General features: G+C 42.7%; 12 protein-coding genes, 2 tRNA genes and 1 pseudogene. 6 read left to right on the top strand and 9 right to left on the bottom strand.

The genetic code is table 11. The features are described from left to right. From Q0Q74_RS11620 to Q0Q74_RS11595, 6 genes and pseudogenes are all read right to left on the bottom strand, one after another. A pseudogene (locus tag Q0Q74_RS11620) lies at nt 1–278 on the bottom strand (50S ribosomal protein L11); the annotation flags it as partial. Between the two features lie 143 nt (nt 279–421). Then, nucleotides 422–985 (bottom strand): transcription termination/antitermination protein NusG, encoded by a 564-nt coding sequence (gene nusG, locus Q0Q74_RS11615; RefSeq protein ID WP_294431023.1) that lies wholly within the window; start codon nt 983–985, stop codon nt 422–424. Nucleotides 986–994: 9 nt separating this feature from the next. Beyond that, nucleotides 995–1,180 carry a preprotein translocase subunit SecE gene (gene secE, locus Q0Q74_RS11610; RefSeq protein WP_294431021.1) on the bottom strand — a complete coding sequence of 62 codons (186 nt, stop codon included), beginning with the start codon at nt 1,178–1,180 and terminating at the stop codon, nt 995–997. 83 nt (nt 1,181–1,263) lie between these two features. Continuing rightward, nucleotides 1,264–1,336: transfer RNA gene (locus Q0Q74_RS11605), tRNA-Trp, on the bottom strand. Between the two features lie 81 nt (nt 1,337–1,417). Continuing rightward, nucleotides 1,418–1,594, bottom strand: coding sequence for a 50S ribosomal protein L33 (rpmG, locus tag Q0Q74_RS11600; protein WP_191014272.1), 177 nt, complete (start codon nt 1,592–1,594; stop codon nt 1,418–1,420). Between the two features lie 41 nt (nt 1,595–1,635). Continuing rightward, nucleotides 1,636–1,708, bottom strand: a tRNA-Thr gene (locus tag Q0Q74_RS11595). Between the two features lie 118 nt (nt 1,709–1,826). On the opposite strand from Q0Q74_RS11595, the gene epsC reads away from it, so the two are divergent. The 3 genes from epsC to radA all read left to right on the top strand — a co-directional run bounded on the left by epsC (nt 1,827) and on the right by radA (nt 4,747). After that, nucleotides 1,827–2,672 (top strand): serine O-acetyltransferase EpsC, encoded by an 846-nt coding sequence (epsC, locus tag Q0Q74_RS11590; RefSeq protein ID WP_294431018.1) that lies wholly within the window; start codon nt 1,827–1,829, stop codon nt 2,670–2,672. 335 nt (nt 2,673–3,007) lie between these two features. Next, nucleotides 3,008–3,358, top strand: a complete 351-nt coding sequence (locus tag Q0Q74_RS11585) for a NusG domain II-containing protein (protein ID WP_367268354.1) — start codon at nt 3,008–3,010, stop codon at nt 3,356–3,358. Nucleotides 3,359–3,391: 33 nt separating this feature from the next. Continuing rightward, nucleotides 3,392–4,747: a DNA repair protein RadA gene (gene radA, locus Q0Q74_RS11580; protein WP_294431015.1), complete on the top strand. Its 1,356-nt coding sequence runs from the start codon at nt 3,392–3,394 to the stop codon at nt 4,745–4,747. A 21-nt stretch (nt 4,748–4,768) separates the two neighbouring features. Here radA and trpA read toward each other — a convergent pair whose 3' ends face one another. From trpA to prfA, 3 genes are all read right to left on the bottom strand, one after another. After that, nucleotides 4,769–5,521 carry a tryptophan synthase subunit alpha gene (trpA, locus tag Q0Q74_RS11575; protein WP_294431013.1) on the bottom strand — a complete coding sequence of 251 codons (753 nt, stop codon included), beginning with the start codon at nt 5,519–5,521 and terminating at the stop codon, nt 4,769–4,771. A gap of 117 nt (nt 5,522–5,638) precedes the next feature. Further along, entirely contained in the window at nt 5,639–6,577 is a 939-nt protein-coding gene (cysK, locus tag Q0Q74_RS11570; protein WP_294431012.1) for a cysteine synthase A, read from the bottom strand. A 204-nt stretch (nt 6,578–6,781) separates the two neighbouring features. Further along, a complete protein-coding gene (gene prfA / locus Q0Q74_RS11565; RefSeq protein ID WP_294431010.1) occupies nt 6,782–7,858 on the bottom strand; it encodes a peptide chain release factor 1 in 1,077 nt (358 codons plus the stop codon). A 122-nt stretch (nt 7,859–7,980) separates the two neighbouring features. Here prfA and Q0Q74_RS11560 point away from each other — a divergent pair, with 122 nt between their 5' ends. The 3 genes from Q0Q74_RS11560 to Q0Q74_RS11550 are packed head-to-tail and all read left to right on the top strand — an operon-like array spanning nt 7,981 to nt 9,724. Then, the gene (locus Q0Q74_RS11560) at nt 7,981–8,640 is read left to right on the top strand and encodes a TetR/AcrR family transcriptional regulator (RefSeq protein ID WP_294431008.1); all 660 of its coding nucleotides are present in this window, start codon (nt 7,981–7,983) and stop codon (nt 8,638–8,640) included. Between the two features lie 55 nt (nt 8,641–8,695). Further along, the gene (rsmI, locus tag Q0Q74_RS11555; RefSeq protein WP_294431007.1) at nt 8,696–9,415 is read left to right on the top strand and encodes a 16S rRNA (cytidine(1402)-2'-O)-methyltransferase; all 720 of its coding nucleotides are present in this window, start codon (nt 8,696–8,698) and stop codon (nt 9,413–9,415) included. 21 nt (nt 9,416–9,436) lie between these two features. Continuing rightward, the gene (locus Q0Q74_RS11550; protein WP_294431006.1) at nt 9,437–9,724 is read left to right on the top strand and encodes a flagellar biosynthesis anti-sigma factor FlgM; all 288 of its coding nucleotides are present in this window, start codon (nt 9,437–9,439) and stop codon (nt 9,722–9,724) included. The last annotated feature ends 83 nt before the right edge of the window (nt 9,725–9,807 follow it).

Genomic DNA, 9,807 nt, shown 5'->3' with positions numbered 1-9,807 from the left:
TTTCCAGAACCCTTTTCGAGTTTGAGTGCTTTCTTGATAAGAACAGCAGCTGGTGGAGTTTTGAGGATGAAAGTGAATGATTTATCCTGATAAACTGTGATTACAGCAGGAATAACCAATCCTTTTTCCATGTTCTTTGTTCGTTCATTGAACTGCTGACAGAACTGAGGTGCAGAAACACCTTTAGGTCCCAAAGCAGGTCCAATCGGCGGAGCAGGAGTTGCAGCTCCAGCAGGTGCCTGAATCTTGAACACTTCAACGATTTTTTTTGTAGCCATTTTATAGCTCCTTTATTGGTAATGAGAATCAAAAAAGATCCCCTAGCGGAACGCCTCTGTCCAACGGACTTGCATTCCTCCCAAAAATTAAGTGCATCAGTCTTTTAAAACCGACACAACTTTATTTTTCATAGAACGAAACACTAAACAACAAGTTTTTCAACCTGAGTTGTGTCAACTTCAACCGGAGTAGCCCGGCCAAAAATCTGAACCATTACGCGCAACTTGCTTTTATCAGCATAGATTTCTTCAATAGCACCGCTGAATGACGCAAATGGTCCTTCGTTAATTTTAACCTGATCTCCGACATTATAAGCCTGAACGATTCGAACAGACTTTTCACCCTTGATATCACCGCACTTCATAAGAATGCCACGAGCTTCATCATTAGAGATTGGCCGCGGGCGCTGGTTAGGGTTAGTGCCTACAAACCCAGTAACGCCCTGAATGCTTCGGATACCAGAACAAATAGCCTTCCAGCCGATATCAGGCAAATCCATTTCAAGCATTACATATCCAGGAAGGAATTTATTTTTTCTGCTTTTCTTTTTACCGTCTTTAATCTCAACAACTTCTTCAACAGGAACTTTTACTTCAGAAATAACAGCCGAATCAAGTTCACCAGCTTCAAGCTTCTGACGGATTGTTTTTTCGATTTTGTTTTCGTAGCCCGTGTAGGTATGGACGATATACCAACCTTTTGACATAAGCCGCTCCTACGCCCTAAAAATAAGGCTCATACCGGCGCTGAACAAGAAATCAAGTGCGCCAAGGATAACAGCAATTACAATTGTGGAAACAAGAACAACCTTAACAGATGAAACAACATCATCTCTGGTTGGCCAGGTAACTTTTCTAAGTTCTGCACCACACTCTTTGAAAAATCCAAATACTTTTGCCATGATAATCCTCGATTATTTTTATGTATAAAACACTAATATACGCAAAAAAGAAGGCTCATAAAGCCCTCTTTTAAAATAAGTATCAGGCCCGGCAGGACTCGAACCCGCGACACTCGGTTTTGGAGACCGATGCTCTACCAACTGAACTACAGGCCTATTTATTTTAAGAAAAATGCCAGCAAAATCCTCAATAAAAGAAATGGCGGACATTTTTCAAAATTTAAATTTTACACAAGCTTATTTAGCTTTTGTCTCTTTGTGCAAAATTTCTTTGCGGCAGAACGGACAATATTTATTCTTCTCAAGTTTGCCCTGAATATTTTTGCGGTTTTTTGTTGTTGTGTAATTCTTGCGTTTGCACTCTGTACACTGCAAGGCGATAATGTCAATCGCTGTCTTTTTCTTGCTTCCCATTTTATATCTCCTAAAATATTTCTATATCTTAAATTAGGTTTAGCTCCCGAGCGGAATCGGACCGCTGACCTCAGCACTACCAATGCTGTGCTCTACCAACTGAGCTACAAGAGCACACATAGATGTGTTTGAGTAATATATCTGACATGACATTTTGTGTCAATAGAATCGGAATAGAATTCTCAAAAAAAGATTGTAGTATTTTTTTTCATTTTATGTTAGGATTTGCACAATGAAAATCGATGAACTTGTAGACAGTATTTTACTTTCCTATGAAAAGGATGGCGGAATCAACAAAGCCGGAAGCGAGAATTTTCCGGTTCGCGAAAATGTAGTAGCCGCACTCCACGACCTCCAATGTCTCATTTTTCCAGGTTATAAAACGGCAGAAGAGCTTGATTCTGCGAATTTACGGTACATAACAGGCCAGAGGGTCAATCGTATCATCGCCCTCCTCACAAAAGAAATTCAAAAAGCCCTCACATACAAAGCCGCCCAGCATGATGAAAACTCAAATGTCAAAGACTCGCACTGCTTTGCACTTGCAGAAAAAGCGGCACTCGCAATGATTGAAGCAATTCCAGAAATCCGAAGACTTGCACGCCTTGATGCAATCGCGGCCTTCAACGGTGATCCTGCAGCTAAAAGCGGCGATGAAGTAATCGTTTCGTATCCAGGCCTTGAGGCAATCATTGTTTACAGAATCGCGCATTTCCTCTATGAATGCGGAGTTCCCGTTATTCCACGAATCATGAGCGAACATGTTCACGGAAAAACAGGAATCGACATACATCCTGGCGCAAAAATCGGTGAAAGTTTCTTTATCGACCACGGAACAGGTGTCGTTATCGGTGAAACAACAATAATCGGCAACAATGTAAAAATTTATCAGGGCGTAACGCTCGGCGCTTTAAGCGTAAAAAAATCACTCAAAAACACAAAAAGACACCCTACTATAGAAGATGATGTTACAATCTATGCAAACGCAACGATTCTTGGCGGCGAAACCGTGATTGGAAAAGGCTCTGTAATCGGCGGAAACTCATGGATTACGGAATCTGTCGCAAATGGCAGATAAAACCGCCATTTGCTTACGAGAAAATCCTTTGGATTTTCTCGGTTTCAAACGCGAAGTAAACACAAGGACATAAAAAAAAACAAGGTTTCCTCTAAGTAACACTTAAAAGAAACCTTGCCGTCCAGCAAGCTGGACATCGGAGAGAGTTTATCAGCTTTTTACAAGCTGTTATAAATATAAATCTCCAATATAAAAAAGTCAATCTTTTTTTTGTGATAAATCTCAAATATCTCCAAAATCTCTAAAATCTAACAGAAAATTATAGCATCGAGGCATGGTTCGGCAAGGCTTATACAAAGTCTTTGCTTTTTGATTTTTTTTTGCTATTTTTAATTATGATGAATCGACTGATTTTTCGGATTTTTCGTCCATTCGATTTTGTGATTTTTACTCTCTTCGCCTTACTCACAGCCGCTTCCTTTCTTTTTTTAAAGACTTCCAGAAATTCAGAACGCAGGGTCGTGATAAACGCAGGAAAAAAGGAATTCATTTTTCCGCTGGATAAAAATCGTGAAATAGAAATAGAAGGAAATATTGGAAAATCGCTGATTATTATCAAAGATGGCCGTGCATTTTTTAAGACTTCGCCATGTCAAAATAAGACATGCATTCAAATGGGAGCCGTCATCGAAGAAAACGACTGGGCAGCCTGCCTGCCAAACGATGTTTTTATCCGCGTAGAATAAAGCAGCATCCAGTCGAAAAAAAATGGAGTAAATATGCCTAAAAAAAATACAAAATCAACTGTTTATAAATGCACCGAATGTGGATACACGCAGCCCAGATGGCTCGGCAGATGCCCCCAGTGCGGTGAATGGAACACCCTCGAAGAAGCAATTCTCGACCCGAATTCAAATGCAGCGGCGTTCGGAAGTGCGGCAACGGAAAAAGTAAAGCCGGTTCCTCTTTCACAGGTTTCTGCCCAGGAAAATTCGCGTTTTGAAACAGGAATTGCCGAATTTGACCGGGTTCTTGGCGGCGGTGCAATGAAAAGAAGTGCCATTCTGATTGGCGGAGAACCCGGAATCGGAAAATCTACGCTCATGATTCAAGCCTGTTCCGCGATTCATGAAATCACAAAAGGAAAGATTTTATATGTCTCTGGTGAAGAAAGTGCCGGTCAGATTAAAGGTCGTGCAGACAGGCTCGGTCTGAACACAACAGGAATCGAAATTCTCTGCACAATGCGACTTGAAGATATAAAGGACGCATTGACTGCCCTTAATCCTGTTTTTGTGATTATCGACTCAATTCAGACGGTATATTCAGTTGAAGCAGGAATTGTTCCCGGAACGATAAATCAGCTCAAATTCTGTGCAAATGAACTGATTGGCTGGGTTAAAGAGCGGGATTCAGTGCTCATAATGAGCGCACACATAACAAAAGAAGGTACGATTGCCGGTCCAAAAAGCCTTGAACACATGGTCGATACAGTCGTTTCGTTTGAACGCAATGATGATGAAGTCCGATTTTTGAGGGCAATTAAAAACCGATTCGGAAGCGTTGATGAGCTAGGAATTTTCGCAATGTCAGAAAAAGGACTTGAAGGCGTCGGAGATCCAAGCACAATGTTCATAACCAAGCGGAACGGTCAGATTCCATCGGGAATTGCAAATTCCTGCGTATTTGAAGGAAGCCGTGCCTTTCTTGTTGAAATTCAGGCGCTTACGGTTCCGGCAAAAGCAAGCATCAGCCGTGTCTATTCAGAAAAAATCGACTCAAACCGCGTTGCCCGTGTTGCGGCAGTTCTCGAAAAAAAGACTCGTCTCAAATTCTCAGACCAAGATTTATACATCAATGTAGCCGGCGGAGTAAAACTCACCGAAAGTGCGATCGATGCCGCCCTTGCAGCCGCACTTTATTCTGCACGCACGGATATTCCGCTCTGTTCTGGAAACATTCTTTTGGGAGAGCTAAGTCTTGCAGGAGAAATCCGGCCGGTTTCAAGATTAAAGCAGAGAATCAAAACCGCGCGCGATTTGGGGTTTACGCAAATTTACGCCCCGGAAAAAGAAGACGGCGCCCAGAAAGTGAGCACCGTCGCTGAAATGGTAAAAGCACTGTTCGCAAAGTAAACTGACAGGGAACAAATCTCGTTAAAATCCCGAAAGTTCCCTGGCTTTGGCCTCAATTGATTCAGCAAGTTTTTCTACATTCTGCTGATTTTCGCTGATAAGTCGTACAAAAACGCTACCCGCAACGATTGCATCAACTGAATCAGCAAGGGCCTTTGCCTGGGTTCCGTTTGATATGCCGAATCCACCGTAAACCTTGCTGCCACCTTCACTCACCTTTTTAAGGAATTCAAGCGTGCCGTCGTCGATTTTAGTATCGGTTCCAGTAATTCCTACACGCAGGGCCGCATAGATAAAAGGAAAGCCCGCATGGGCAAGTTTGTAAAGTCTTTCATCACTCATGCTTGGAGCGGCAACAGGAATATTTATCATGCCATTCGCCTTGCATGCCGCAGTCAATCCCTCGTCAAAATCAAATGGCAAATCCGGGATAATCATGCCTTTTACGCCACATTCCGCAGCTTTTTTACAAAAAGCATCAATTCCTGGAGTGTAGATTAGTGAACCATAACTCATTATATAGATAGGAATTTCTGGAAATTCTGAATGAATTTGCTTTATGAAGGAAAGACCGTCTGAAGTCCGATAGGAACGGCTTAAAACCTGAGTGCATGCTGTCTGAATTGCAGGACCGTCAGCACTTGGATCTGAAAATGGAAGCTGTATTTCAAGAATGTCCGCACCGCCCTTTATCAGAGAGCGGGCAGCCACCAGAGCTTTCTCGTCTGTCGGATAACCTGCGACAAGATGACTCATAAGTTTTATTTTCTGCATGGATTTTCTCCTCATAGTTTCTATTTATAGTAACACATAGACTATAGCATCTTGTTTTGTTACTGTCAATAGAAACATGAAGGTTTTCGACTAGTGTGTTAAAAAATCAGCATCTCCCTAGTCATTGCTGAAAAGCGGTGTAGAAAGATATCTGTCACCAGAATCAGGCAAAAGAACGACAATTGTCTTGCCCTTGTTTTCCGGTCGTTCCGCAAGAATTCTCGCAGCTTTTAATGCCGCACCGCTCGAAATTCCGACAAGAATTCCTTCACTTTGAGCGAAATTGCGACCTTCTGCAAATGCGTCATCATTTTCAACAGCAATAATTTCATCATAGACCTTTGTATTCAGTACATCAGGAACAAAACCTGCACCGATTCCCTGAATTTTGTGAGGACCAGAAACACCCTTTGAAAGCACAGGACTTGTTGCAGGCTCAACTGCAACGATTTTTACATTCGGATTCTGCTCTTTGAGGTATTCGCCGACACCTGTGATTGTTCCGCCAGTACCGATTCCGGCAACGAAAATATCAACCTTACCGTCAGTCTGCTTCCAGATTTCAGGACCTGTAGTTTTTTTATGAATTGCCGGGTTAGCAGGATTTACGAACTGCCCCGGAATAATGCTTCCCGGTGTGGTAGAGCGAAGTTCTTCAGCTTTTGCAATCGCTCCCTTCATGCCTTTTGCACCCTCTGTAAGAACGATTTCAGCACCATAAGCCTTCAAAAGATTTCGGCGCTCAACGCTCATCGTGTCAGGCAAAGTAAGGATTGCCTTGTAACCTTTGGCAGCAGCTACAGCCGCAAGACCGATTCCAGTGTTTCCGCTAGTAGGTTCAATGATTGTAGCACCCGGTTTCAAAATTCCCTTTTCTTCTGCATCTTCAATCATTGCAAGAGCAACGCGGTCCTTTACACTTCCGGCCGGATTAAGATACTCAAGTTTTGCAAGAATTTTTGCATCCTTTACGCCAACTTTCTTTGAATATCCGTTAAGCTGCAAAAGCGGTGTTCCGCCAATAAGTTCCAATGAACTCTGTTTAATGTCTGCCATAATAAATCTCCTCGTTTTTCTATATTTTTGCTTTAAAGGCAATCAATACCTAGCAACATGATAGGAATATTTTTACACTCTTTTTCCTACTTTGTCAATAGGTTAATATAAAAGATTCAAGAAACCCTTTCAGGCGAAAAAAAACTGCCCTAGTTGAAAACAATCAACTTTAAGGGCAGCCCTAATTTTCTGTTGAACTTAGATTTATGAATCCAATGCTTTGAATTCTTCTTCCTTGGCGTAGACATTGAGAGCGTCAAGCATTTCGTCCATGTTGCCCATCATAAAGCCAGGCAAGTTGTGGAGCGAAAGGTTGATTCGATGGTCAGTTACGCGGTCCTGCGGATAGTTGTAAGTACGGATTTTTTCTGAACGGTCACCGTTTCCGACCATGCTTCGGCGGGCAGAAGAACGCTCTGCATCGAGTTTGCTCTGTTCAAAATCGAACAGGCGCGCACGCAAAACTTCCCATGCCTTTTCTTTGTTTTTAATCTGAGATTTCTGATCCTGCTGGATTACTACAATACCAGTCGGAATATGTGTGAGTCGAACGGCAGAGTCCGTAGTGTTGACACACTGACCACCAGGTCCACCAGCGCGCATTACATCGACACGGACATCGCCCGGATTGATTTTAATGTCAGCTTCCTCGGCTTCTGGCAAAACTGCGACAGTAACTGTTGAAGTCTGCAATCGGCCCTGAGACTCGGTAGCAGGAACTCGCTGAACTCGGTGAACGCCAGATTCCCAGCGCAAAGTTCCGTAAACGAATTTTCCTGTAATCTGTGTGACGATTTTGTTGAATCCGCCGACTTCTGTTTCCTGAGCCTCGACATTCTCGTACTTCCATCCCTTGCGCTCACACAAGTGAATGTACATTTCCCACATGTCGCGAACGAAAAGAGAAGCCTCATCACCACCAGCAGCCGAACGGATTTCAAGGATGATGTTCTTTTCATCAAGAGGATCAGGCGGAATCAGTTTGAGTTTGATTTCTTCTTCAAGCTGCGGCACCTTTTCTTCGAGAGCTTTCATTTCCTCGCGTGCCATTTCCTTCATTTCGGCATCATCTTCTGCCGTAATCATCATTTTTGCGTCTTCGATTCCCTGCAAGCACTTTCGGTATTCGTTACCAACTTCAAGAACTGCCGTAAGATGACCGTGCTCACGCATGACATCCTTGTATTTTTTCTGATCTTTTACCAAGTCCGGGTCTTGAACAAGCTCGTTCACTTCAACATAACGCGCGTCTAATTCTTTAAGTTTCTTCAATAAATCCATATCAATCTATTCTATCAAATTTCAAAACAGTTGACAAATCCCCCGTCTCGTAATAAACTAATGATAGTTAGTCTATCGGGAAAATTTCTCCTTTTTTCCCGGCAGATTAATTGGGTGGGAAAATGGCAAAAACAGAAAAAGTTAACCGCGAGAAAATCATTCTCGCTTTTCTTGACGCATGCTTTACAAAAAATGCTGGCGGAACTTCACTTTCAGATGTCGCAGAAAAGCTCGGGATTAAAAAAGCTTCCCTTTACAACCATTATGAAAGCAGGGATGCAATGATTGAAGACTGTCTCCGATGGTGCGGTGACTATTATAGAAAGACTTACTTCATTCCGACCGACATTGATTCGATTTCACAGCGTTATCCTGCCGAAAACGTAATGAAGGCCATCGTAAACCGTTGGTTCAAAATGAATGAAAAAGAGCCGCTGATTCAGATTTATTCCTTCATTGAAAGCGAAAAATACATCTCAACAGCCGCAGCAAAAATTGCGCAGGAAACACGCGAAAAGCTTGTCACCCAGACAAAACAGGCTCTCCGCAGCCTCGCAAAAGCCGGAAAAATCATCGACCTTGAAGAAAATGATTTGAATTCCATGGCGCAAATAATGACTTCAATCACGATTTCAAACCTGGACGACTATATTGTAAGCAAAAAAATCGAAATCCGCTCAAATCCTGAAACAGGTGCCGACTCACTCTTTAAGAGCACCATTGAACCGGACTACAGCAGAATCGATGCCCTTGTGAACACCTTCTGTTCAGTATTGAAATGATAGAAATAATGAATTAGTAATTGCTAATTTCCCGTTACTAATTTATAATTAAGATGTGTCTACCCTTTACATCGTTGGAACACCGATTGGAAATCTCGGTGATATTACATTTAGAGCAGTCGAGACATTCAAGACTGTTGATGTGGTTGCGGCGGAAGATACGCGGCACACTCTACAGCTTTTGAATCATCTTGAAATCAAAAAACCGCTTGTTTCTTGTCGTTCACAGAATGAGGAAATAGCGGCTCAAAAAATCATCAGGATGCTCGATGAAGGGCAGACGGTCGCCTATGCAAGCGATGCAGGCACTCCCGGAATCAGTGATCCTGGTGCTGTTCTTGCAGGGCTGGCACGGAAGGCAGGGCACAATGTCGTGCCGATTCCGGGACCAAGCGCGTTTGCTTCACTTGTAAGCGTTGCAGGAGCCGGCGGAAAAACACTGGTCTTTGAGGGGTTTCTCTCACCAAAACCGGGGCGCCGCCGTTCAAGGCTCAAAGAACTGCTTGCTACGGGGGATGCAATCGTTTTGTACGAATCTCCGTTCAGAATCGTTAAACTTCTAACGGATATTGCCGATATTGATAGTGAACGGCGTGTGGTTGTGGGGCGAGAGCTTACAAAACTACATGAAGAGATAGTAGAGGGGACTGCAGCGCAAATGCGTGATGATTTCGCACAAAGAAGTAAAGTCTTGGGCGAATTCGCAGTATTTATCTCTGGATGTAAGATTTCTTCAAAAAATTCTAAAGATTTTGAAGAAAATGCCGATAATTAAAGCGTAAAAGGCAGGTTAGCTATGATGATTGGAAGAATTGACAATGTAAATCCTCTTAACAATGTTCAGAATACTCGTCGCACACAGACTACAGAAAATACATATTCTACAGCAGATTCAATCAGTGTTTCTGATGAGGCAAAAGCAGCAGCAGAAGCATACTACTTGAATCAGGTTGCGGCAGAAACTCCGGACATTCGACAGGATCTCGTTGCTGCCATCAAAGAAAAGATTAAAGATCCAAACTACTTGAATCAGGCTGTTGTTGCATCAACTGCTGACCGTATTCTTGCAAGCTATGGACTTTAGTCGTGGGTTAGCACACGGCGTTAATCTTACGGCAATGGTGTCGCTTACAGAAAGACGGAATTTTTTCCGTCTTTTTTTTTAAT

Origin of the sequence: uncultured Treponema sp. (genome assembly GCF_946187725.1) — a bacterium.
Taxonomy (GTDB): Bacteria; Spirochaetota; Spirochaetia; order Treponematales; family Treponemataceae; genus Treponema_D.
This window is presented reverse-complemented; position numbering and strand designations above follow the sequence as displayed.